This is a genomic window from Bryobacter aggregatus MPL3 (assembly GCF_000702445.1).
Lineage (GTDB): Bacteria > Acidobacteriota > Terriglobia > Bryobacterales > Bryobacteraceae > Bryobacter > Bryobacter aggregatus.
On the sequence record NZ_JNIF01000003.1, the window covers coordinates 2,728,945 to 2,753,290 of the forward strand.

Below are 24,346 nucleotides of genomic sequence, written 5' to 3' on the forward strand. Positions count from 1 at the left end.
AGTGTCAGTTACCGTTCCAATTAGCGACCCGGTTGAGTCCTTACCGGTCTCCTCGCGTGGGCCAGCCCCGACGAGTTTCCCAGTCAAGCTGATCGCCATTGCCTGCGCGATCGCCATGCTGTACTACGGCCGCGCCTTTTTTGTCACCCTCATCAGCGCCATCATCATCACCTTCATCCTCCAACCCTTTGTGCTCTGGTTCATGAGAATGAGGCTCCCGCGCGCCTTGGCCAGCTTTGTCGTCTGTACCATTTTTGTGCTTTTGGTCTACCTGGTCGGGGTTGGGCTGGTCACCCAGGCCAGTGGCCTGATCGATGACCTTCCCGGCTATAGCCAGAAGATCGGAGAACTGATTGAGGGTGGTGCCGAGCGTGTGCGGGAAGTAGAAAAGGGCATCGCTCAGTTTATGCCGAAGCGTCTCCAGGAGCCCGCGCTGCCGCCGGAGCTGGCAAAGAAGACGAAGAAAGCCAAAGCTCCGCTGCCGCTCACCGATCCGAATGCCCCGCCGCCGGTAGTGGAGGTCCGCGTCCAGCCGGAGCAGTCTCCCCTGCTGACTTTCGTCTATTCGCGTCTCGAAACCATTTATAGCGTGACGCTCATGGCCAGTTTCGTGCCGTTCCTCGTCTATTTCATGCTGAGTTGGAGCGACCACATGCAGCGGGCCTTCCTCAGTTTGTTCGACGGTCCAGACCGCGTTGTTGCCTCTCGCAGCATGGAGAGCGTTGCGGTGATGGCGCGCGCCTACATGGCTGGCAACTTCGTGCTCGGGGTGATCCTTGCGGTGCTGAGTACGATCTTTTTTATCTTCATCAGCATCCCCTATCCTTTGCTGGTGGGCCCGCTGAGCGGATTCCTCAGCCTCGTGCCCTATATTGGCTTGCCTCTCGCTTTATTGCCCCCGTTTCTCTCCGCTTTGCCTTTTTTCACCAAGCTGGGAGCCTATCTGATCATTGCGAGCGTCGTCGGCACGCTCCATCTGTTTGCCCTGAATCTGCTCTATCCCAAAATCGTGGGCGCAAGGGTACACCTCAATCCGTTGGCGGTTACGGTTGCGCTGATGTTTTGGGGCTTGATCTGGGGGGGCATTGGCCTTGTCCTCGCGGTGCCGATTGTGGCGGGCATCAAAGCTGTTTGTGATAACGTGGCCGCTTGGAAGCCATACGGAAAATTATTAGGAGATTAGACAATGAATCGTCGTGAAGTACTCTGGACGCTGGGCGCGCTCGGCAGCTCTCTCGAATTGCAGGCAAAGGGGCTCGACTGGTCACGCTTCGCAGTACTGACCGACGAAGTGGCTGGAAGTGAAGGCGACGCAATTGCTTTTGCCAAGCAGTACGGGCTCAAGTGGGTGGAGCTGCGTGACACTCCTCGTGCCCAGGACAAGTCCCGCAAGAACGAAACCTACTTCCGCATGGACTCTGACCGTCTCAAAAAGGTCCATGCCGACCTGAAGGCTGCTGATCTAAAAGTAAGCTTCCTCAACACAGGCCTCTTGAAGTTCGGGCTCCCCGGTACGGAATTGAAGCTGTCCAAGCCAGAAAGCCCAGAGGCCAAGACGGCCCGCGAAGCGCGTCAGGACGCGCAGTATGCCGCCCGGATGAAGGATCTCGAACTGGCCATCCGCGCCGCGCATATTCTTGAAGTCTCGCAACTGCGTGTCTTTGCCTATCTCCGCACCGCGGAGCCGGCGCAGATCTGGGACCGCCTCGCAAATGAATTGGGCGAATACGCCCGAGTTGCCGAAAAAGGCGGTGTCACTCTGCTGCTTGAGAATGAATCGAGCTGCAACGTCGCCACCAGTAAGGAACTGGCCGACATGACCTTGAAGGTGAACTCCAAGGCTCTCGGCATGAATTGGGATCCGGACAATTGCTGGGCCTTCGGCGAGAAAGTCTGGCCCGATGGTTATCATTTGCTGCCGCTGAAGAAGCTGGGAAATGTGCAAATGAAGGCGGCCAATGTCCTCGGTCCGCGCAAGATCGATTGGACCGCCATCATCAAGCAACTGAACAAGGACGGCTACAAGGGCTGCATCGGTCTCGAGACTCATGTTTTCGACGGCACCCTCATCGAAAAAGCAAATCTCTGCATGAAAGAGATCAAGGGTTACTTCCCGGCTGCCACCTAACCCTTAAACTGGTAGGCGATGCACGACTTGCAATTGTTCCGGACCCACCTCGAGCAGACCGCCGAGCGTTTGGCCAGCCGGGGCTTCCAATTGGACCAGGACGCGTTCCGCGCCATTGACGCCCGCCGCCGCGAGGCACTCACGGAAGTGGAGCGCCTCAAGGCGGAACGCAATGATCGGTCTAAGGACATCGGCGCCCGGAAAAAAGCGGGCGAAGACACCACAGACTTGCAGGCGAGCGTGCGCACCATGGGCGATCGCATTGCGGAACTCGAAAGTAGTTCGGAGCAACTCGATGTCGAGTTTCGCGACCTCCTGAAGGGTATCCCCAACCTGCCGCACGAGAGCGTTCCCAAGGGGCATAGCGCTGAGGACAACGTTGAAATCCGGCGCGAGGGGACACCGCGGACCTTCGATTTCGAGCCGAAGCCGCACTGGGACCTGGGGGTCGATCTCGGCATTCTCGATTTCGAGCGCGCCGCCAAAATCACCGGGGCTCGTTTTGCCGTCTATTTTGGTCTCGGAGCTCGTCTGGAACGGGCGCTCATGAATTTCATGCTCGACACCCACACCGCCGAGCACGGTTACACGGAAACGCTCCCGCCCTACCTCGTCAACAGCGAAAGCCTGTATGGCACTGGCCAGCTACCCAAATTTGCCGAAGACCTCTTCAAGTGCGAAGATACCGACTACTGGCTGGCTCCCACCGCCGAAGTTCCCGTCACCAACCTGCTGCGGGACGAAACCGTCGATGCAGAAAAACTCCCGATCAAGTTTTGCTCCTACACTTCGTGCTTCCGCAGCGAAGCCGGTTCCCACGGTCGCGACGTCCGCGGCATCATCCGCCAGCATCAGTTCCAGAAAGTGGAGCTCGTCAAGTTCGCGCATCCCGATCACAGCTACGCAGAACTGGATTCCTTAACCAACGACGCCGAGACGATTCTGCGCAAGCTCGGTCTCCCCTTCCGCACGATGGAACTTTGCACCGGTGACATGGGCTTTGGCAGCGCGAAGACTTTTGATATTGAAGTTTGGCTTCCGGGTCAAAACGCATATAAGGAAATCTCGAGCTGCTCGAACTACGAATCCTTCCAGGCACGCCGGGCGGGCATCCGCTTTCGTGGGGCAAAGAAGAATGAGTTCGTGCACACCTTGAACGGGAGCGGTTTGGCGATCGGCCGCACCTGGGTTGCGATTGTCGAAAACTATCAACAGAAAGACGGCTCGATTCTCGTCCCCGAACAGCTTCGGCCTTATTTGAATGCTGAAGTCATCACGAAGAATAGCCTCTTGAGTTAACTAACTCGAGCTTTTCCTGTCATCCCCGGCGCACTCTTTGGAGAGTGCGCCATTTTTTTTTGAGCAGAATGCAAATCCACCCCGCGAGATTTTCATGCTGTTGTGCTAAGATCCTCTAAACTTCCCACTTACTAGTGGGTAAAGCAGGGAAAGGGGAACGAAAAGCAAGTCGAATCCCTCCGTCTCTCTCGGTAAGATCTTTGATTTGTTTTTTCCTCCTCCACTCAAAATCAGGAGTCGTGAGACTTCTGACGAGGAGAAATACATGAAAGTCTCTAAAGCAATAGGAGACCGCATCCGCGCGGTTTTTCTGGTATCTTGTGCTTGCATGGGCGCTACCGCACTCATGGCTCAGGAAAATTACGGGCAGCTTTCTGGCACTGTATCTGACCCTTCGGGCGCCCCGGTGGCTAGCGCTCGAATCGAATTGGTGAGTGCAAGTCAACCGAAACCGCTTTTGACTGAATCGGACTCACAAGGTCGATTCATCTTTGTACGCGTCCCTATCGGGACCTATACGATCAATGTGGCGAGAGATGGTTTCTCCCGCTATGCCCAACACGCGATTGAGGTGAAACTGGGTTCCTCGATTACGATCAATGCTGCGCTGCGCATCGGCGCGGTATCGGAAGTTGTCGATGTTGTCGAGTCTTCCGTCTCCATCGACCCAACTTCTTCACAAACTACTACGAACATCTCGGCCTCGACGTTCGACAGCCTTCCGAAGGGGCGCAACTTTCATACGCTGCTCTCCGTGGCCCCTGGAGTTCGCTATGAACCGAAGAATGGAAGCGTTGGCGTCGGCGGTTTCCAGATTGACGGAGCCTCCGGATCTGAAAATGGATTCCTCATCGACGGTGTAGATACTTCTGATATTCGACGAGGAGCTCTTCTCCGGCAAAACTCGATTCCCCTTGAGTTCATTCAGGAAATTCAGATCAAGAGTGCTGGTTTTGGCGCTGAATTCGGCGGAGCTACAGGCGGAATCGTCAATGTGGTCACCAGTGGTGGATCCAATGTTTTTCATGGCGCCGTTCAGATGCAGTTTACGAATAATCAGCTCAATCCGCGTCCGCGTGGCTACTGGCAACGGTCCCCTCTTAGTGCAGACATTGGGGACTTCTTTGCACCCAGGCAGGATATCTATCGAATTTTCTATCCTGGCTACGATTTCTCCGGTCCTCTGCTAAAGAACCAGTTGTTCTTCCATAGCGCTTATATGCCGGAGTTTGAACGCCGGGAGCGAAACAATCCCTACGCAAGCGGCGCGCGTACCTTTACCCGGGAGGATATTCGCCATTACATGTTGAATCGGCTGGACTGGAGTCCAACTTCCAAGCTCCAGGCGTATGGCTCTTGGATTTGGAGTCCATTCCGCCAGAAAGGCGTACTGCCCTCTCCGGACACCCGTATTGCTGCTCCTGGCAATGATCAGAGCGTACTCGGTGGGTATCAACCGGCCCAGGCCGTGACAGTGGGCGCAAACTATTCCATTACCAATCACTGGCTGGCAAGTGCTCGTTGGGGTTATAAGTATCAGAATGACAAAATTGGAAATTATGGGTTACCTGGCGATGCCTTTATCACTTACGGGAACGCAACGGCAAACTCGCCGCTGCCGGTGCCCGCTCAGTTTGCGGGCGCGAATGGTTACCGGAACATTTCGAGTAATCTCCTCACTAAAAAGGACATCACCACTCGCCAGAATCTTTATCTGGACAGCAGTTACATTGCCCGGATCGCCGGACAGCAGCATGTCTTCAAGTTCGGATATCAGTTTGCACGTGTTTCAAACGACGTGGAAACCTATTATCCGAATGGCCGCTTCACTCTCTATTGGGGTGATAAATTTAGCCGCGGCAGTTTCTCTGGAGTCACAGGCGATTATGGATACTACATCTGGGAGGACGGCGTTCGCAACCTCGGGAACGTGCACAGCCGCAACCAGGGGTTTTATGTCCAGGACCAATGGCAACTGCGCCGGAATCTCACTCTGAACTTGGGAGTCCGCTTTGAAAACGAGTTCCTGCCGCCTTACAAGGCGGAAGTGAATGGCATCAAGGTACAGGATCCGATCAAGTTCAACTGGGGTGACAAAATTGCTCCCCGGGTCGGTGTTGCTTGGGACGTACTTGGAGATGGCAAGTGGAAGATTTCCGGTAGCTTCGGCATGTATTACGACGTGTTGAAGTATGAGTTGGCTCGTGGGAGCTTTGGCGGCGACTATTGGGTCTCTCATGTGTATCGTCTGAACTCACCGACGATCACCTCGCTGAGCTTGGCGAATCCTGGGGCGCTCGGCCCGAAGATTACGCAGTACGACAATCGGGCTCTCCCGATCAACCCGGATGGCATTCTCGAGGGAATTGATCCGGGGATCAAGCCCTATTCCTCAAGGGAGTTCAATGTCGCCGTGACGCGGCAAGTGAATGAACGAATGGTGGCGAGTGTTCGCTATGCGCGGAAGGATCTGCTGCGGGCGATCGAGGATATTGGTGTTCTCGACGCCGAGGGGAACGAGCAGTATGTCATTGGAAACCCCGGTTTTGGTCAAACGCGGGACACCAAATCTGTCTATGGGCAGAAGACGCCCAACGGCAAAGAGTTCCTCGTCCCGAAGGCCACGCGCCAGTATGATGCAGTTGAGTTCCGGCTGGACGGTCGCTATACCCGGAACCTGAACGTCATGGGGAGTTACACCTGGAGCCGCCTCTGGGGCAACTACTCAGGCGCCGCAAATTCCGATGAATCGGGCCGTTCCGATCCAGGTGTCAGCCGCGCCTTTGACTTGCCGTACTACTATTTCGATGCTTCAGGCAGCCAGAAGAATGCCTACGGCCTACTCGGCACAGACCGTACGCATACCTTCAAGGCCTTTGGCAGCTACAATCTGATCAGCCGTTTGGGGAGTACCTTCTTTGGCTTGAACCAGATCGCCTACAGTGGAACGCCGGATTCGACCTCGGTCATCTACCTGTCGGCGCCCACCTTCCCTTATGGCCGCGGCGATCTCGGCCGTACGCCTTTCCTGACGCAGACCGATTTCAGCATCTCGCACACGATCAAACTCAGCGAGCGAGTGAATCTGCGGATCGACGCCAATGCCCTCAATGTCTTGAATCAGGCGGCAGTCATTGCCCGCGTGACACAGTACAACCGCAACGGCGCCATCTCGGATGTCGTGCTCCCACCTGATGCCAGCCCCAAGGGCTTCTTCTCCGGCTATGATCCGAAGAACTTCGTAAGCAAGGCCGGTCCGGTGTATTACAACCCAAGCTACGGGTTGCCTGGGGGAAACTACAACACGGGCGGGACGGGGGCCTACCAGGCTCCTCGGGAACTTCGTTTCGGTTTGAAGCTGATGTTCTAGCTTGAGAACAGCGAACGGGATGAGCGGCGCGGCCTCAAACAAGGCCGCGCCGCTTTGTTTTTGTTAGCCTAGGAGATTGGCGGTCAGCGAAGCGATCGTACTTCGAACCTACCCCTTGAAGGAAGCGGACTTGATTGTCAGCTTCTTTACTCGCGACCAGGGAAAACTGAGAGGCGTGGCCAATCGTGCACGGAAGCCGAAGAGTGGTTTCGGCAGTTCGTTGCAGCGGTTGAGTCAGGTTCGGATTCATTACACTGCGCGTGAGAACCGGGACTTGGTTCGAATCGACGGATGCGATCTCGAACACTCGCAGTTTGAATTGAGCCGTGTGTACTCGACTGGCGTCGCACTCGACGTAATGGCAGAAATCAGTGACCATCTGTTGCCGATGGCGGAAGTGAATGAGCGGTACTTCCGGATGATGACGCGCGTGCTCGACTTTCTCCGGGTTCAAGGGGAGGCCGGCATCTGGCAAGCGGTGACCTATTTTGAGGTCTGGTCGGTGCGTCTCGGTGGCTTCCTGCCGGAGCTGCGCTTGAGCGAAGAGAGCCACGCCATTCTGATGGAGATTCTAAAGACTCCCATCGAGGCGATGGCGCCGCGCGAGTGGACCCGCATGACTGCTGTCGATCTGCGGCGCGGTGTGGTGCGGCTGATTGAAGGACATGTGGAACGGCGCCTCTTGGCCGCGCCGATGCTGGAGGATTTGGCATGACGACTTATCAGGAAATGATCTTTCGCCTGAAGCGGTATTGGGCGGATCGCGGTTGCATCATCACAGAACCGTATGACGTTGAGGTGGGGGCTGGCACCATGTGCCCGGAGACCTTCTTGCGGGTTTTGGGCCCGGACAAGTACCGCGTCGCTTATGTGCAACCCAGCCGCCGCCCGGCCGATGGCCGCTACGGCGAGAATCCGAACCGGCTCTACAAGCACTCGCAACTGCAGGTGATCTTGAAGCCCACGCCCGAGGATGTGATCGAGCAGTATCTCGGTTCGCTTGAGGCGATCGGCATCGATCTCAAGAAGCACGACATCAAGTTTGAAGAGGACAACTGGGAATCGCCCACCCTCGGCGCCTGGGGCATTGGCTGGCAGGTGATGCTCGACGGCATGGAGATCACCCAGTTCACCTACTTCCAGCAGTGCGGCGGTGTGGATCTCGATCTGGTTCCGGCAGAGATCACCTACGGACTCGAACGCCTTTGCGCCTTCCTGCAGGACAAGGAGAGCGTCTACGACATCGATTGGACCGACGAGTTCAAGTATGGCCAGGTGCGTCTGAAGGAAGAGCAGCAGTTTAGCGTTTACAACTTTGAGATGGCCGATGTGCCGACGCTCTGGAAGCTCTTTGATCTGCACGAAGGCGAGTGTCAGCGATTGATCGGGCTCTATCATGCGAGCGAGGAAGGCAAGCAGCGCTTCCCGGTGCTTCCCACCTATGACCAGGTGCTGAAGTGCTCGAACTTATTTAACCTGCTCGATGCCCGGGGCGCGATCAGTGTGACCGAGCGCGTGGGCGTGATTGCCCGGGTGCGCAAGCTGGCCGTCGGAGTGGCGGGGATGTGGGTGGATCAACAGGGACAGGTGGCAGCGTAATGGCGACCAAGGACTTTTTGCTCGAGATCGGAGTCGAGGAGATTCCGGATTGGATGATCGAGGAGGGGCTCGGCGCACTCCAGGCCAAGGTGCAGGAATTGATTGCGCCATTGAGCGGTTGGGTGAGTATGGCCGAAGCCACGCCGCGCCGTCTGGTGATTGGCTGCCGGGGCATTGCCGAGCGCGAGGCAGACCGCGAAGAGATTCTCAGCGGGCCTCCGAAGCAGGCGAACCCGCAAGCCGTCGAAGGCTTTGCGAAGAAGTGCGGCGTCGCGGTGGCCGATCTCGAACTGATCGAATCCCCGAAGGGCACCTACTATTCGTTCCGCAAAAAGGTCAAGGGCAAGACGGCGATCGAGATCTTCTCGGGCAGCTTGCCGGGCATCATCCTCGGCATTCCGTGGCCGAAGACCATGCTGTGGCCGGGCAAGGGCGGGGCGCGCTTCATCCGTCCGATCCGCTGGTTGTTGTGCCTGCTGGGCGAAGAGGTTGTACCGTTCTCGATCAATGGCATTGCCACAAAGAATGAGACCTCCGGGCACCGGCAACTGGGCGAGTATCGCGTTGCGGTGAGCATCGATAACTTTGAGCAGACCTTGCGTGACAACTTTGTGCTGCTGCGCGGTGAAGAGCGGCGCGCGAAGATCGAGGCGGAGCTACCGCCCGGCGTCAAGGCCGACGAGAAGCTGCTGCACACGCTGACCTATATCACTGAGTTCCCGACGCCGATCGTGGGCGACTTTGCTGCCAGCTATCTGAGCCTGCCGGAAGAAGTGCTGGTGACGGTGATGCGCTTCCACCAAAAGTACTTCAGCGTTGCGGACCCCGAAGGTGGCCTGGTGCCGAAGTTCGTCGCGGTCATGAACACGGCGAGCGACCCCGAAGGTTTGGTCAAGCATGGCAACGAACGCGTGCTGCGTGCCCGCTTTAACGATGCGCGCTTCTTCTACGACGTGGACCAGCAGAAGCCGCTGGCGGCCCGTGTCGAAGACCTCAAGGTGGTGACCTTCCAGAAGGAACTTGGCAGTTATCATGCCAAGACCGAACGGGTGATGGCGCTGGTGCAGGAATTGGGCGGCGATGCGGCGACGGTGCGCGCGGCCGAGTTGGCCAAGACCGATTTGACTTGCGAGATGGTGAAGGAGTTCACCGAGTTGCAGGGCATTGTGGGCGGCCTCTATGCGAAGGCGCAGGGCGAGTCGGCCGAAGTGGGCGATGCGATCTATGACCACTACAAGCCGGTGAGCATGGAGGATTCGATTCCCCGTACGCGCGCCGGACAATTGTTGAGTCTTGCCGATAAGGTCGACACGCTGCGTGGCTGCTTCCGGATCGGGATGATTCCGTCCGGCTCGAAAGATCCTTTCGCCTTGCGCCGTGCGGCACAGGGCATTGTGAAGATTCTGGTGGAAGGCGAGCTCAATCTGGGCCTGAAGGCTCTGGCTGGTGGCGTCGAGAAGCTGGAAGAATTCCTGCTGGAGCGGGTGAAGTATTATTGCCAGGAGATTCGTGGCTACGCCTACGATGAAGTTGCGGCCGTGCTGGCGGCGGGCGCCGATGATCTGCAGGATGTGCTCATTCGTTTGGAAGCAGTGAAGACGGTGCGGGCGTCGGAAGACTTTGAACCGTTGGCCGCGGCCTTCAAGCGGATGAAGAATATTCTCGATCAAGCGAAGTTTACTCCGAGCTCGGCCGTGGACCCCGCATTGTTTACCGATGATGCGGAGAAGGCGCTTTGGACGGCCTTCAGCACAGTGGCTGCCTCGGTGAAGGGCAAGAGCTACGGAGAAGTTTTGGCCGGGATGGCAACCTTGCGTCCGGCAGTGGATTTGTTTTTTGACAAGGTGCTGGTGAACGCCCCCGATCAAGCGGTGCGCGCGAATCGGCTAACATTGTTATTTGGCCTTAAAGCGGAGTTTTCGGGCATTGCCGAATTCTCTGAAATTGTTCCCCAAACATAGGAGACCCAACGCTTCATGAAGAAGTATGTTTATTCGTTCGGTGGCGGTACGGCCGACGGCGATAAGAGTATGAAAGACCTTCTCGGCGGCAAGGGTGCAAACCTCGCCGAGATGTGTAAAAACGGCTTGCCGGTTCCGGGTGGATTTACGGTTGCGACGGAAGTTTGCAACATCTATTTCCAAAACGGTAACAAGGTTCCGAAGGAGATTCAGGACGAGCAGGGCCAGGCGCTTGCCAAGCTGGAAAAGCTGATGGGCAAGAAGCTTGGTGATGCCAAGGATCCTCTTCTGTTGAGTGTTCGCTCGGGCGCGAAGTTCTCGATGCCGGGCATGATGAACACGATTCTGAACCTGGGTCTGAACGACGAGACGACCGAAGGTTTGGCCGTGCGTTCGAACAACGAGCGCTTTGCCTACGATTGCTACCGCCGCTTCATCCAGATGTTTGGTGAAGTTGCTCTTGGCATCGAGATGGAGCACTTCGACCACATCTTTGATGAGAAGAAGAAGAAGCGCAAGATCAAGGTGGACTCCGATCTGAGCGCCGCCGATCTGAAGGCGATCATCGAAGACTACAAGAAGCTGGTCAAGAAGGAAACCAAGAAGGACTTTCCGCAGGACGCCCATGTGCAGCTCGACATGTCGCGCGATGCCGTCTTCCGCAGTTGGAACAACGATAAGGCCGTCTACTACCGCCGCATGGAGAAGATTCCGGACGAAATCGGCACTGCCTGCACGGTACAGGCGATGGTGTTTGGCAATATGGGCGACGACTGCGGCACGGGCGTCGGCTTTACGCGTGACCCTGGCAGCGGCGAGAACGTGTTCTACGGCGAGTTCCTGATCAATGCGCAGGGCGAAGACGTCGTAGCCGGCATCCGTACGCCGCAGGCAATTGCAGACCTGAAGAAGGTGATGCCTGGGGTGTACAAGGAACTTCGCGAGATCACGACGAACCTCGAGAAGGCCTATAAGGACATGCAGGACTTCGAATTCACCTTTGAATCCGGCAAGCTGTACATGCTCCAGACCCGCAACGGCAAGCGTACGGGCCCGGCGGCGGTGCGCATTGCGGTTGAGATGGTGAAGGAAGGCCTGATCGAGAAGGATGAAGCGGTGATGCGCGTGGCTCCGAGCCAGCTCGACCAGCTTCTGCACCCGGTATTCGACAACGCCTCGCTCAAGACGCTGACCAAGATCACGCGCGGCATCGCAGCCAGTCCCGGCGCTGCTGTCGGTATGGCCGCATTCAGCGCACAGGGCGCGGTGGCCATGGCCGCCAAGGGCCCGGCGATCCTGGTTCGCAAAGAAACCACTCCTGACGATATTGCCGGTATGGACGCGGCAAAGGGCATTTTGACCGCTGTCGGCGGTAAGAGCTCGCACGCAGCCGTTGTTGCTCGCGGCATGGGCCGCCCCTGCATCGTCGGCGCCTCGATCATCTCGATCGATGAGAAGGCAAAGCGCTTTACGGCGAAGGTCGGCGATAAGACGATCACTGTGAAGGAAGGCGACTTCATCTCGATCGACGGTACGACCGGTGACGTTTATGTCGGCCAGTCGAAGACGGTGGAGCCGAGCACGAAGAGCGGCTTCCTGGCTGAGTTCATGAAGTGGGCTGATGAGTTCCGTGGCGACTTTGGTGTGCGTGCGAACGCAGACATTCCGAAGGATGCCAAGGCTGCCCGTAACTTTGGCGCAGAAGGCATTGGCCTCTGCCGTACCGAGCACATGTTCTTTGCTGAAGATCGTCTGCCCTTCATGCAGGCGATGATTCTGGCGACGGATGAGAAGAGCCGCCGTGCCGCATTGGCCAAGCTGTTGCCGATGCAGCGCAAGGATTTTGCCGGTTTGTTTGAAGCGATGGAAGGCTTCCCGGTGGTGATCCGTACGCTCGATCCGCCGCTGCATGAGTTCCTGCCGAAGCGCGAGGAACTGATGGTGGCTGAAGTGAAGCTGCCGCATGCGACCGCCAAAGAGAAGAAGGAAATGGCGGCGAAGTTCGGCTGCACGGTTGGCGAGTTGAAGAAGACGATTCCTTCGCTTCTGCATCGCGTCGAAGAGCTGCACGAAATGAACCCGATGCTTGGGCATCGCGGTTGCCGTCTGGGCATCACTTACCCCGAGATCACCGAGATGCAGGCCCGCGCGATTTTTGAAGCGGCCGTCATCGTGGCGAAGAAGGGCAAGAAGATCATTCCGGAAGTGATGATCCCGCTGGTGGGTGGTTATAAGGAACTGGAACACCAGAAGGCGATTGTCGAATCGGTTGCCAAGGAAGTACTCGGCAAGGCTGGTCTGACCAAGCTGAAGTACTACATCGGCACGATGATCGAGATTCCGCGCGCCGCGCTGACCGCTGATTCGGTTGCCGAGCATGCTGAGTTCTTCAGCTTTGGCACCAACGATCTGACGCAGACGACGATGGGCTTGAGCCGCGACGACTATACGAAATTCAACGCTCATTACGAGAACCTCAAGATCTTCAAGACCGATCCGTTCGGTTCGCTCGATCAAGAGGGTGTCGGCAAGCTGATCGAATTGGCGATCCAGTTGGGCCGCAAGACCCGTCCGGACCTCGAAATCGGGATCTGCGGCGAGCATGGTGGTGATCCGGACAGCGTGGCGTTCTGCTACCGCGCCGGCATGAACTATGTGAGCTGCTCGCCGTATCGTGTACCGATCGCCCGCTTGGCGGCAGCACAGGCTGCGCTGGCCAAGGGTGCGAAGACGGAAAGCCGCACGGCGTAACAAGTTAAACGGATGGAAACATCCGTTTTGGTGGGAGAAAGGCGGTGGGCTCTTTGGGGCTTGCCGCCTTTTTCTGTGTGATTCGAGAAAGGAGACAGATATGAGTGATGGACGCGAAGAGCGCGAGGTGATCGAGCGCCGGCGGGAGCAGGAGAAGCGAGAGGATCATAGCAACCGGGTAGATGCGATCGATGATGAGTATGGCGAGCCGGAACGGGTGGATTCCTAGCTGCTGCTGGGGGAGTTGGGTGGGTTGCGCAGGTCCTGGGAATCGTAGAGCAGGAACTGGGCGAGGTAATTTGGGTTTGTTCTGTGCAAATTTGTGTTGCGCAGCTCGGCTGCGGGCATTGTTTTGGGTATTTCGATATCGCTGCCCATGAGGGCGAGCTCGGCTGTGACTTCGTAGGCGGCGAAGCGGTCTTTCTGGAGCTGACACAGGGCTTTGAGGGCGCGATCGGCCCGGCGTTCCTGGGCGGCGGCCATCTTTTGGGTTCGTTCCATTTGTGAGAAGAGGATGGGGTTATCGGGATCGGATTGCCAGCGCTCTTCGGTGAGTTGTTCGATTTTTCTGGATTGCGTGGCTTGGTAGGTGGCCCAGGCGTAGCGCTGGAAGGCTTCCTCTTCGAGGTGGGAAGCGGGTTGGCAGTCCGCGCGGAGGCGGGCTTCGAGGGATGTGTGGCTTGGGTCGCCGTCCGATGCGGGATTGGCTTTGCTTTGTTGCTTGGTCTCCATGTCGTTCTCCTTGCTTTTCCGCCGGAAATCGAAAAAGAGAAGGATATCGCTTGGGGGCGAGCCTTCTCCGGTTTGAATGTAGCAGGGGGAAGTCGGGAAACGAACTTTTTACAGGGGAATTTTGTGGGCAGGTGTTTTGCTATCGCGCGAGCTCATCTCGTTAATGCGGTGCAACTCAGCAGAATCAATAGTTTACACCATGCGTGCGTTGATACTCTGACGGGATCTACACCTGTTCAAATTAAGTCGAAGCGGGATTTGGGACCCGCATAATGATTCGCCGTTGGCGCAGGATTTCCTTCTTTTGCAATCGAGGTTGGTCATCTGGAGGCAGGTCGCTGGGGGCGAAGAGAGCGGGTTGGGCGGGTAAGTGGTCTTGCCGGATTCTCACTGGCCCTTCAAACGGGTAATCGAGGAAGCGGAACAGGTCGCGGTAGACAAAGAGTTGTCGTCGCAGTAGGGCAATAAACCGGCTGGTGTGCCATTTCAAGCGGGAGCGGAGTTCCAGAAAGCGCACCAGCAGCAGGGCGAGAAGACGATGATTTCATCCGCGCGGACGCGACTGCTGTCTGAAATCGCACGGGATTCCACGACAACAAAGGAAGCCTCAGGATATCGATCCGCTTGTCGATCAGGTGCGTCGGGAAGAGTTGGAAAAGCTGTTCTCTGATCGAACGCATAACTGAATCCCTTCCTACTTCCTTTGAGGCGCATGCTTTGATGACCGGACCTGCTCGCTAGAATAACGGGCATGCGGATTTTCGCTGTGGGATTGCTTGTTTGCAGTGCGCTGCTGGGGCAGGATTTTGATGTTCTGATCCGGGGCGGCAAGATTGTCGATGGAACCGGGAGCTTTTGGTATTACGCCGATCTGGGGATTCGCGGCGATTCGATTGCCGCGATTGGGTTGCTACGCGACAAGGCGGCGAAGACCACCATTGAGGCCAAAGGCTTGGTGGTGGCTCCTGGCTTTATCGATATCCATACGCACTCGCGCATCGGGATCTTTCGCCATCCAGAGGCCGAAAACTATTTGCGCCAGGGTGTGACCACGGTCATTGAAGGCAACGACGGGAGTTCTCCGCTTCCTCTCGCTCCTTTCCTGGAACGGCTCAGCAAGACGCCGCTTGGCTTGAACTTTGCCAGCTTTGTGGGACAGGGTAGCATTCGCCAGGAAGTGATGGGACTGGCTGCTCGGAAGTCGACAGCCGGGGAAGTCGCGAAGATGAAAGACATCGTCAAACAGGCCATGCTCGATGGCGCGTTTGGGATGTCGACCGGGCTCTTCTATGTGCCGGGGAATTTCACGCCAATGGAAGAGGTAGTGGAGTTGGCGAAGGTCGCTGGAGAGTATGGCGGCATGCATATCTCTCATATGCGGAGTGAGGGCGACAAGGTGCTGGACGCTGTCGCTGAGACGATTCGCATTGGCGAGGAGGGGCATCTGCCGACGCAGGTGACCCATCACAAAATCATTGGCGCTGCGAGTTGGGGGAAGAGCACCGATAGCCTCGCTTTGATTGAGGCGGCGCGGGCGCGCGGCGTCGATGTGACCGTCGATGCTTATCCTTATACGGCTTCGAGCACGGGGACGGCGGCGATGTTCCCCCAACTGGCTTTAGAAGGTGGACAGAAGGCGTTGCTCGAAAGGCTGGCGGCTCCTGAGAGGCGCGCCGAGATCAAGGCAGAGATTGCGCGGCGGATCCAGTTTGACCGCGGCGGCGGGGACCCGAAGAATGTCGTGATGGCCTCTTGCGGCTTTGACCATGCGCTCGATGGGAAGAGCCTGGCGGAGATCACGAAGGACAGGAATCGCGTGGTGAACTTTGCGAATGCTGCTGAGACGGCCATCGAGCTGCAGAGCCAGGGCGGATGTTCCGCGATTTATCATGCGATCTCGGAAGAGGACGTCGAGCGGATTCTGCGCTATCCGTTTACGATGGTTGGCTCGGATGGGGAGATTCCGACGCTGGGCGCCGGGGTGCCGCATCCACGCAGTTATGGGACCTTTGCCCGGGTGCTGGGCCGCTATGTGCGCGAACGTAAAACGATCACGCTCGAAGATGCGGTGCATAAGATGTCGGGGCTTCCTGCGGTGCGTCTGCGGATGTTCGATCGCGGTTTTCTGCTGCCGGGCTTGAAGGCGGATGTGGTGCTCTTTGATCCAGCGACGGTCGCGGATCGGGCGACCTTTGAGAAGCCGCATCAGTATGCGGTGGGATTCCGGTGGGTGATTGTGAATGGGACGCCGGTGATTGCCGATGGGAAATTGAATGCCGCGCGTCCGGGCCGGGTGCTGTACGGGCCAGCGAAGAAATAGCAGAGCCGCCCTGGCGAGCGGCTCTGTGTTCACGGGGGATCGCTACTCCACGAAGACGGTGGTCTGGGTGGTGGTGACGGTGGTTCCGATGGTGACCTGGATGGTGTTGGCGCCGGGCCGGGTTCCGGCCGGGAGTTTCACGTTGATCTGATCGACGCCTGGCACCAAGGTTGGCGCGTTCCCTGCATATTGCACGGTGGCGGGGATTCCGTTGATGCTCACGGCGACGGAGTTCGTCAGTGTTGCGAGCGAGCTGACGATGAGGCCATCAACCAGCAGCGGGCTCGTGGTGCCGCCGCCCGTGAGGTACAACGAGACGTAGGTCTCTCTGCGCGCCGGGTTGGCGGCCGTGTTCACGGTGCCATCCTGGTTGATCGCTGCCGCCGGACCCTCTCCACTCGAATCGAGGGTGAAGACGGCGGGCTTCACGGGAAGGACCGGAAGCCGAAGGACTGCCGATACAGTGCCCTGGTATTCGACCGTCATCCGCACGGTGCTCCGATCGGCGATGAAGAAGGGGGCGACCACGGCTACCTGGTTGGCAGAAGTGTAGATGACCGGAGCGGCAACGCCGTCGAAGAGGATACGGGTGCCGCCGAGGAGGGTGGGCACGCGATTGTTGGTCACGGTGAAGGTCAGGAGATTCGCGGGACCGAGGTTCGAGCCGAAGATCGTGAGGATCTCACCCGGGGACACGCCATTGTCCGCATAGTTGGCCGCGTTCACCACGGCGGCGATGCTGGGTGCGCCGACCACTGCGACTCCAATGAGGAAGTCCGCTGTATTGGTGGAGCCCCGCGCGTCCGTGGCACGGACGGTGAAGACGTAGGTGCCGGTGGCGGTGGGCGCACCACTAATTGTGCCGCCGCTCGATAAGGTCAAGCCGGGCGGCAGGGCTCCATCACTGATGAGGAAGCTATAAGGAGCCGTGCCGCCGCTGACGACGATGGTCTGGTTGTAGGCCTGATTGATGGTGCCGGAGTGCAGCATCCTGGTGGTGAAGGTGATGACGGGAGCGCTGACCAGCAGGGTGAAGTTTCCATTGGCTGTTGCGCCCGCGCTATCGGTGGCGCGCAGCGTAAAGGTGGAAGACCCAATTGTTGTGGGGGTTCCGCTGATGACGCCTGCCGGAGAGAGGCTGAGGCCCGGCGGCAAGCTGCCGCTGGTGAGCGAGTAGGTGATGGTGCCTGTACCACCCGCGGTGCTGAGGGTCTGGCTATAAGGTTGGTTCAGTGTGGGCGGTGTCAGCGTGGTGGTGAAGCGGAAGCCGGTTCCTGAGATGGTGAGCGCGTAGTTGGCCTGGACAGCGGCTCCGAGTGCATCTTGCGCCCGGAGGGTGACGTTGAAGGTGCCGGGTTGTTCCGGAGTTCCGGAGATCACACCGGCAGGCGTGAGGACCAGTCCGGCTGGGAGCGCACCGACGATGGAGAAGGTGTAGGGCGCCGTGCCTCCAAGGACTGTGGGCGTGAAGGAATAGGCTTGTCCGGTGTTTGCGTCCGGCAGTGCCGTAAAGCCGAAGCGGAGCGTGGACTGTGTGACGTTCAGGGTGAGCGTGACCGTGGCTGTGGCTCCGGCCGCGTCGATGACCCGGAAGCTCAGGACGTTGTTTGAGGCGGTTTCAGGCAGGCCGGAGATCTGGCCATTGCTATTCAGGGTGAGACCAGAAGGCAGGACGCTGCCGTTGGTGAGGGAGAAGGTGTAAGGAGGAACGCCACCGGCAGCCTGTAAGGTGGCGAGGTACTGCTGCCCGATATAGGCGATGGGCAGCGAGACGTTGGTGAAGGCGAGGCCGTTGCTGGCGATGTTCAACGTGAAGGCCTTCTGAACATTGGCTCCGACGCCATCGACGACGCGGATGACCACCGGGAAGCTGCCGGAGACGGTGGGAATTCCGGAGATGTGTCCGGCGGTGTTGAGCGTGATTCCCGTGGGAAGACTGCCGCCGACCAGACTATAGGAATAAGAGGGGGTGCCGCCGCTGGAGGCGAGGTTCAGCGAGTAAGCCACATCGACTCTGCCGCTGGGCAGTTCGCTGGTGGTGATGAACAGGGACGAGGAAGTGACGGTCAGCGAGTAAGTGACTTGCGAGGTTGCTCCTAAGCCGTCGATGGCCCGGACCGAGAAGGTGGAGGTGCCATTGATGGTGGGGGTGCCACTGATGAGCCCGTTTCCGGCGAGGCTCAGGCCAGTGGGGAGGGTGCCGCTGGTGATGTCGAAGACATAGGGCGGGAGTCCGCCGGTGGCGAGGATGGATGCGCTGTAGGGCTGGTTCGTGCGGGCGGTGGACAAGGCCGTGGTGGTGATCTGCAAGGTGCCTGAGCCGCTGACGGTGAAGACATAATTTGCGGTTGCGGTGTTGCCGCTCTGGTCGCTGATGCGAATGGTCACCGGGTAGGAACCCGTGCCGGTGGCAGTGCCGGAAACGGCTCCCGCAGCGCTTAGCGTGAGGCCCGGAGGCAAGGAACCACCCAGAACACTGAAGGTGTAGGGTGCGGTTCCACCTGCGCCCGTAAACGCAGTGAAGTAGTTGATGCCCACCTGGACAGGCGGGACGGAGGTGGTGGTGATGGTGAGATCGGAGGAACTGACGGCGATTGCCTGGTTGTAGGCGACGCTCGCGTTGTTGGCGTCCGTGACCTGGATGCCGAAGCCGAAGTTGCCTGCGGCGGTGGGCGTGCCGGAGATCTGGCCCGCGGCGCTCAAGGTCAGCCCAGGAGGCAGTGCGCCGCTGCTGAGCACGAAGGTGAAGGGAGCTGTGCCGCCGATGGTGGTGAGCGTGGCGGCGTAAGCCCTGGCGACCTGTGCGCTGGAGAGTGTCTCTGGAAGCACCAGGAAGCTATTGGCCGCATTCGTTGGCAGCGTATAGGTGGACTGCGCTGTCACGCCCGCGTTGTCGGTCACTCGAACGGTGAAGTTCGAAGTTCCGGCTGTGGTCGGGACGCCGGAGATGAGTCCAGAGGCTGTGAGGGTGAGTCCTGCCGGAAGCGACCCATTGAGGACGGCGAAATTGTAGGGAAGGGAGCCACCACTCGCAAAGAGATTGCTCGCGTAGGCTTGTCCGACGCGGGATGCGGGCAAGGAGATGGTGGTGATGTTCAGGCCAGTGGAGGCGACATAGAGATTGATGGTTGCGGTCGCGGTGCTTTGATTCGCATCGGTTAGCCGGACGGTGATCTGGTAGAGTCCGGCGGTGGTGGGGATGCCGGAGATATTGCCGTTGGCGGACAGTGCGAGTCCGGCAGGCAGGCTACCCGAGAGGAGCGTGAAGGTGTAAGGAGCTACTCCATTGACGGGGGTGAGCGTCGAGGAGTAAGCCTGCGCGACCGTTGCTGTGGGCAGCGCGGATTGCAGGATGGAGAGATTGGAGGATTGGATCTGGATGCTGAGCGGGGCCTGGGCTGTGGCGCCGGTGGCATCTTGGGCACGGACGACGAAGCTGGAGGTGGCAACGGTGGTGGGAGTGCCACTGATGACGCCGTTGGCTCCGAGGGTGAGGCCCGCCGGAAGCGCGCCGCTGAGCAGGCTGTACGTGATGGGCGCTGTTCCGGATACGGTGCTGAGCGACGTGCTGTAGGGGAGATTGACGAAGCCGCCGGGAACTGCCGTTGTTGTGAAGGCGAAGGCGCTGGAGTTGATGTTCAGGATCAGATCCCGCTGTGCGGTGAGGCCCGCGGCATCGGTCACGCGGACGGTGACGGTGGAGATTCCGGATGCGGTGGGCGTTCCGGAGATGGCTCCATTCGCTGATAGGGTGAGTCCGGAAGGAAGGCTTCCGTTGACGACGCTAAAGCTATAGGGTGCGGTGCCGCCTTGGGCGATCAGTGAGCCGGAATAGGCTTGGCTGAGAGTTCCAGTGGGGAGGGAGGAGACGATGATGCGAGGGCCCGTGCCTGCCACGACGATGGAGAAGCTGGCTTGGGCGGCCATCGGGTTGGGCGTGGAGTCTGTGGCGCGAATGAAGAAGTTGTATGTGCCGCCGTTGCTGGGCAGGCCCGAGATCAGACCGGTGGAGGAAATGCTGAGGCCAGGAGGCAGGGCGCCCGAAAGCAAACCGAAGGAGTAAGGCGCGATGCCGCCAAAGGCTGTGAGCTGCTGGCTGTAGGGGACATTGACCAGAGCGCCGGCGAGGGAGGTGGTGGAGATGGTGAGATTCGCGGCGTTGATCTGAAGTGTGAAGCCGGATTGGTAGGAGTGTCCGGCCGCGTCCGTCAAGCGCACGACGATGGGGAAAACGCCCGCAGTGGTGGGCGTTCCAGCGAGACGACCGCTAGCGGAAAGAGTCATGCCGCTGGGAAGAGCGCCGCTCCCGAAGAGGAGATCCCACGAGTAGGGTGTCGTGCCGCCTTGTCCGGAGAAGGTGAAGTCGTAGGAGGCGCCCACACTGCCGGCCGGGATGGCGGTGGTGGTGATGCTGAGGCCGCTGGCGCTCGAGACTTGCAGCGCAACCGTGACGATGTTGGAGGTGGGGGTCGCATCGGTGATCTGGATGGGGATGTTGTAGCTTCCGGCCAGGGCGGGAGTGCCGCTGATTGTGCCATTGGCCGCAAGACTGAGTCCTTGCGGGAGCGCGCCGCCCGATCCAATGGTGTAGGTGTAGGGCGACAGTCCTCCGGTGGCGGTGAGAGATGTGTTGTAGGGTTGCCCGGCGTTTGCCTGGGGAAGCGTTGTGTTGGAGAGGCTAATTGCTGCGGTACCAGTGCCTGCATGCAGAAGCGCGAGGGCCACCAGAAGAATAGGGTATCGATAGGTTACTGACATCTCATAGATGTAGAATCCACTCGCGTCGAAATGTTTCTGCCGCGCGAAGATCCGGGTGTTGCGCGATATTCAAAGAGTGATGCGAATCTTTGTACTCCTTCTGACAATCGGAATGGGCTTGTCCGGCCAGCCGAAACCGAGCATTGCTGAGGCGCGTGTGTTTCTTGACGATGCGGAGAAGCGCTTGCTGCAGTTGAGCAATGAAGCGGGCCAGGCGAGCTGGGTCCAGTCGAATTTCATCACCGACGATACGGAGGCCTTGGCGGCGCTGGCCAATGAACGGGTGATTGCGCTGGCCGTCGAGTTGGCGAAGAAAGCGACTCGCTTTGATTCCGTTGCGCTGCCCGAGGATATGACGCGGAAGTTGCGGCTGTTGAAGTTAGGCTTGACGCTGGCAGCTCCGGACAACCCCAAGGAGCGCGAAGAGGTGACTCGTTTGGCTGCTTCCCTCGAGGGGATTTATGGCAAGGGCAAGTACTGTCCCGGGGATACCAAGGACGAAAGTAAGTGTCTCGATATCACCGCCATTACGAAGATTCTGGCGAACAGCCGCGACCCGAAGGAACTGCTCGAGGTGTGGAAGGGTTGGCAGACGATTGCACGTCCGATGAAGAAGGACTATGTGCGTTTTGTCTCGCTGGCAAACAAGGGAGCGAAGGAACTGGGCTTTGCCGATTCGGGTGCGATGTGGCGGTCCAAGTACGATATGGCGCCGGATGCCTTTGCGCGCGAACTCGACCGGCTGTGGACGCAGGTGCGGCCGCTGTATGTGTCTCTGCACTCCTATGTGCGTTGGAAACTGCGCGAGAAGTATGGGGATATCGTTCCGGCGAAGGGGCCGATTCCGGCGCATTTGCTGGGGAATCTCTGGGCGCAGGATTGGACAAATATTTATCCGCTGGTGGCGCCGCAGGATGCCGATCCGGGCTATGACCTGACGCAGATTCTGGTGGCGCGGCAGACGAATGCGCTCGATATGGTGCGCTATGGCGAGTCCTTTTTCAAGTCGCTGGGTTTTGCTCCGTTGCCGGAGACCTTCTGGAAGCGGTCCTTGTTTGTGAAGCCGCGAGATCGCGAAGTGGTTTGCCATGCGAGCGCCTGGGATGTCGACAATGTGGATGATCTGCGGATCAAGATGTGTATCGATATCACGGCGGAGGACTTCAACACCGTTCACCATGAGCTGGGTCACAACTTCTATCAACGTGCCTACAACAAGCAACCCTTTCTGTTCCGCGATAGTGCGAATGACGGGTTTCATGAGGCGGTTGGCGATACGATCGCATTATCGGTAACGCCGGAGTACCTGGTGAAGATTGGCCTGTTGCCGCAGGCACCGGCGGCTTCGAAGGATATCGGTCTGCTGTTGAACAAGGCGCTCGAGAAGGTGGCGTTTCTGCCCTTTGGCTTGATGATCGATCAGTGGCGCTGGCAGGTGTTCAGCGGCCAGGTGACGCCGGAGAAATATAACGAGGCCTGGTGGACGCTGCGGCAGAAGTATCAGGGGATTGCGTCCCCAGTGGCGAATGCTCCAGAAGATTTCGATCCTGGGGCGAAGTACCATGTGGCGGCAAATGTTCCCTACATGCGCTACTTCCTGGCCGACATTTTGCAGTTCCAATTCCATCGGGCTTTATCGAAGACGGCAGGTTGTACGACGGTGTTGAACCGTTGCTCGATTTATGACAGCAAAGAAGCCGGCTCACGCTTGAATGCGATGTTGCAGATGGGGCTGAGCCGACCTTGGCCGAGTGCCCTCGAAGTGTTGACGGGCCAGACGCAGATGGACGCGACGGCAATTGTCGACTATTTCGCCCCACTCCAGCAGTGGTTAGACGAACAGAACCAAGGAAAGCCGATTGGTTGGGAATAGGTGGGGAGTTTAGGGGAACGCCCTATCGCTTTATTGGATCTTTTACTTATCTTGATTAGGATTTTTGAAAGTCTTCTCTAAATAAGCGGTATCGCTGAAGTCCCAATCGGTGATCTCGGTGAAGAAATAGGTGCTACCGCCATTCAGAGTGAGGGAAAAGGGATCTGAATAGAGCAGGCTGGCTGTGGCCAGAGGAGCGGCGGCGACGATCTGATCGAACAAGAGGTTTGAATTCGAGGCGTCCCAGATCATGTACTTCAGATTGCCGCTCTTCGGTAACACCCCCCAGAGGGAAAACTGCGTAATTCTCGCGGAGAAATGAGGCATTCCCGAGCTTCTGGCGGGCATAAGGGCGTGGATGTCGTCCGTGGCACCGAGCACAATTGTACTGCCCCGTACAACTGGAGTTCCAAGGGCAGCCAAGAGCAGAAAGGTGCTGATGGCGAGACCGCAGATTCCCCTGAATTTCATTTCTAGACCTCCGTCAATGGTGAAGCGCTGTTCAGGCCCCCGGCGCCATGGACTGACGAAAGATTATCATATGGTTCTTTAATTAAAGTGTATTTTAGTCTGACTAGGGTTTGAATTAAGGTGATTTAAGTGGATTCTTAGATGCTATACCGCCAGGGGTAGTAGAAGATTTCGACGCTCCGTAACCGAGTGGAAGCAGAGACGTCGAATGGGTGGGTGCCGCTATTGGAATTCTTACGATTGGGAGTGCTGTTGTTGCCTATGCTTTTTTTTGCGGTGAACGCGAAGGGGGAGGATTTGCGCGACGTGGAGTATGCGCGCGTGGGAGACGTGAGCCTGCAGCTGGATGCAGCGCTACCGGGTGGGGAGCGATTGGCGCCTGCCGCGATTCTGGTGCATGGTGGCGGTTGGGTGCGGGGGGACCGGCGGGTGAATGTTGCTCCGCTCTTTCAGCCGCTGACAGAAGCGGGGATCGCGTGGTTTTCGATCAGCTATCGTTTTGCGACGGGCCCGCTGGATTTTGGGGCGGCAGTGGGGGATGTGGAGGCGGCGATCCGGTATGTCCGGCACCATGCCGCAGAGTATCGGATTGATCCGAATCAGATTTTTCTAGTTGGGGAATCAGCGGGTGGGCACCTGGCTGCCATGGCGGCTTTGGGAGGCGCGCCGGGGACGGCGGTGAAGGGTGTTGTTGCTTTGTACGCGCCGACAGATCTGGTGGCCTTGGCGAAGAATTCGAATTTTATTCCAGACGGGATTCGACGCCAGTTGAATGGGTCACCATTTGAGAAGTTGATTCTGGCGCGACTGGAACAGCTTTCGCCAGTTGGGCTTGTGCGGTCTGGGATGCCGCCGTTTCTCTTCATTCATGGGATGCAGGATGCGCTGGTGCCGTTTGGGCAATCGCAGGCGATGTGCGAAAGGATGAAGGCGGTGGGAGCCGCGTGCCGCCTATTGCCGGTGGAAGGGGCGGGGCATGGGATTGTACGTTGGGAGGGGAATCGAGAGATGACGGAGGGATATCAGCGGGAGATGGTTCGTTGGATTCTTGGGACGGACCACTGAGAAGAGGTCCGTCCCAAGA

General features: G+C 58.3%; 15 protein-coding genes. 12 read left to right on the forward strand and 3 right to left on the reverse strand.

Features of this window, described 5'->3' with window-relative positions:
- Position 1 precedes the first annotated feature (1 nt).
- From M017_RS0112800 to M017_RS30430, 9 genes are all read left to right on the forward strand, one after another.
- Positions 2-1,183 (forward strand): AI-2E family transporter, encoded by a 1,182-nt coding sequence (locus M017_RS0112800; RefSeq protein ID WP_031498393.1) that lies wholly within the window; start codon positions 2-4, stop codon positions 1,181-1,183.
- Positions 1,184-1,186: 3 nt separating this feature from the next.
- A complete protein-coding gene (locus M017_RS0112805; RefSeq protein WP_031498395.1) occupies positions 1,187-2,128 on the forward strand; it encodes a sugar phosphate isomerase/epimerase family protein in 942 nt (313 codons plus the stop codon).
- An 18-nt stretch (positions 2,129-2,146) separates the two neighbouring features.
- Positions 2,147-3,427 carry a serine--tRNA ligase gene (serS, locus tag M017_RS0112810; protein ID WP_031498397.1) on the forward strand — a complete coding sequence of 427 codons (1,281 nt, stop codon included), beginning with the start codon at positions 2,147-2,149 and terminating at the stop codon, positions 3,425-3,427.
- 265 nt (positions 3,428-3,692) lie between these two features.
- On the forward strand, positions 3,693-6,797 hold the full coding sequence (locus M017_RS0112815) for a TonB-dependent receptor (RefSeq protein ID WP_080507709.1): 3,105 nt from the start codon (positions 3,693-3,695) through the stop codon (positions 6,795-6,797).
- 76 nt (positions 6,798-6,873) lie between these two features.
- Positions 6,874-7,512 (forward strand): DNA repair protein RecO, encoded by a 639-nt coding sequence (gene recO, locus M017_RS0112820; RefSeq protein ID WP_031498399.1) that lies wholly within the window; start codon positions 6,874-6,876, stop codon positions 7,510-7,512.
- Entirely contained in the window at positions 7,509-8,396 is an 888-nt protein-coding gene (locus M017_RS0112825; RefSeq protein WP_031498400.1) for a glycine--tRNA ligase subunit alpha, read from the forward strand. Before recO ends, M017_RS0112825 begins: the two co-directional genes overlap by 4 nt.
- Positions 8,396-10,357: a glycine--tRNA ligase subunit beta gene (glyS, locus tag M017_RS0112830; protein ID WP_031498401.1), complete on the forward strand. Its 1,962-nt coding sequence runs from the start codon at positions 8,396-8,398 to the stop codon at positions 10,355-10,357. Before M017_RS0112825 ends, glyS begins: the two co-directional genes overlap by 1 nt.
- Before the next feature lie 15 nt (positions 10,358-10,372).
- The gene (gene ppdK / locus M017_RS0112835) at positions 10,373-13,108 is read left to right on the forward strand and encodes a pyruvate, phosphate dikinase (protein WP_031498402.1); all 2,736 of its coding nucleotides are present in this window, start codon (positions 10,373-10,375) and stop codon (positions 13,106-13,108) included.
- Between the two features lie 100 nt (positions 13,109-13,208).
- Positions 13,209-13,337 (forward strand): hypothetical protein, encoded by a 129-nt coding sequence (locus M017_RS30430; protein ID WP_272945391.1) that lies wholly within the window; start codon positions 13,209-13,211, stop codon positions 13,335-13,337.
- Here the strand turns inward: M017_RS30430 and M017_RS0112845 are convergent.
- On the reverse strand, positions 13,334-13,840 hold the full coding sequence (locus tag M017_RS0112845; RefSeq protein WP_031498403.1) for a hypothetical protein: 507 nt from the start codon (positions 13,838-13,840) through the stop codon (positions 13,334-13,336). The genes M017_RS30430 and M017_RS0112845 overlap by 4 nt on opposite strands.
- Positions 13,841-14,591: 751 nt before the next feature.
- Between M017_RS0112845 and M017_RS0112855 the strand changes: the two genes are divergently transcribed.
- Positions 14,592-16,160 (forward strand): N-acyl-D-amino-acid deacylase family protein, encoded by a 1,569-nt coding sequence (locus M017_RS0112855; RefSeq protein ID WP_031498407.1) that lies wholly within the window; start codon positions 14,592-14,594, stop codon positions 16,158-16,160.
- Positions 16,161-16,202: 42 nt separating this feature from the next.
- Here the strand turns inward: M017_RS0112855 and M017_RS27695 are convergent, their stop codons facing one another.
- On the reverse strand, positions 16,203-20,885 hold the full coding sequence (locus M017_RS27695) for a putative Ig domain-containing protein (RefSeq protein ID WP_051670000.1): 4,683 nt from the start codon (positions 20,883-20,885) through the stop codon (positions 16,203-16,205).
- A gap of 112 nt (positions 20,886-20,997) precedes the next feature.
- Between M017_RS27695 and M017_RS0112865 the strand changes: the two genes are divergently transcribed.
- Positions 20,998-22,791, forward strand: a complete 1,794-nt coding sequence (locus tag M017_RS0112865) for a M2 family metallopeptidase (protein ID WP_031498410.1) — start codon at positions 20,998-21,000, stop codon at positions 22,789-22,791.
- A 42-nt stretch (positions 22,792-22,833) separates the two neighbouring features.
- Here M017_RS0112865 and M017_RS0112870 read toward each other — a convergent pair whose 3' ends face one another.
- Positions 22,834-23,118 carry a hypothetical protein gene (locus tag M017_RS0112870; RefSeq protein WP_238325876.1) on the reverse strand — a complete coding sequence of 95 codons (285 nt, stop codon included), beginning with the start codon at positions 23,116-23,118 and terminating at the stop codon, positions 22,834-22,836.
- Positions 23,119-23,523: 405 nt separating this feature from the next.
- Between M017_RS0112870 and M017_RS27700 the strand changes: the two genes are divergently transcribed.
- Complete coding sequence (locus M017_RS27700; RefSeq protein ID WP_051670002.1) at positions 23,524-24,327, forward strand: alpha/beta hydrolase; 804 nt, start codon at positions 23,524-23,526, stop codon at positions 24,325-24,327.
- Positions 24,328-24,346: the final 19 nt, after the last annotated feature.

Bases quoted from the DNA above. Each gene is read 5' to 3' on its own strand.
- serS (WP_031498397.1), top strand. From the start codon at position 2,147: ATGCACGACTTGCAATTGTTCCGGACCCACCTCGAGCAGACCGCCGAG.
- M017_RS0112805 (WP_031498395.1), top strand. From the start codon at position 1,187: ATGAATCGTCGTGAAGTACTCTGGACGCTGGGCGCGCTCGGCAGCTCT.
- M017_RS0112870 (WP_238325876.1), bottom strand. From the start codon at position 23,118: ATGCCTCATTTCTCCGCGAGAATTACGCAGTTTTCCCTCTGGGGGGTG.
- M017_RS0112855 (WP_031498407.1), top strand. From the start codon at position 14,592: ATGCGGATTTTCGCTGTGGGATTGCTTGTTTGCAGTGCGCTGCTGGGG.
- M017_RS0112845 (WP_031498403.1), bottom strand. From the start codon at position 13,840: ATGGAGACCAAGCAACAAAGCAAAGCCAATCCCGCATCGGACGGCGAC.
- ppdK (WP_031498402.1), top strand. From the start codon at position 10,373: ATGAAGAAGTATGTTTATTCGTTCGGTGGCGGTACGGCCGACGGCGAT.
- M017_RS27700 (WP_051670002.1), top strand. From the start codon at position 23,524: ATGCTTTTTTTTGCGGTGAACGCGAAGGGGGAGGATTTGCGCGACGTG.
- M017_RS0112815 (WP_080507709.1), top strand. From the start codon at position 3,693: ATGAAAGTCTCTAAAGCAATAGGAGACCGCATCCGCGCGGTTTTTCTG.
- M017_RS30430 (WP_272945391.1), top strand. From the start codon at position 13,209: ATGAGTGATGGACGCGAAGAGCGCGAGGTGATCGAGCGCCGGCGGGAG.
- M017_RS0112865 (WP_031498410.1), top strand. From the start codon at position 20,998: ATGCGAATCTTTGTACTCCTTCTGACAATCGGAATGGGCTTGTCCGGC.
- glyS (WP_031498401.1), top strand. From the start codon at position 8,396: ATGGCGACCAAGGACTTTTTGCTCGAGATCGGAGTCGAGGAGATTCCG.
- M017_RS0112825 (WP_031498400.1), top strand. From the start codon at position 7,509: ATGACGACTTATCAGGAAATGATCTTTCGCCTGAAGCGGTATTGGGCG.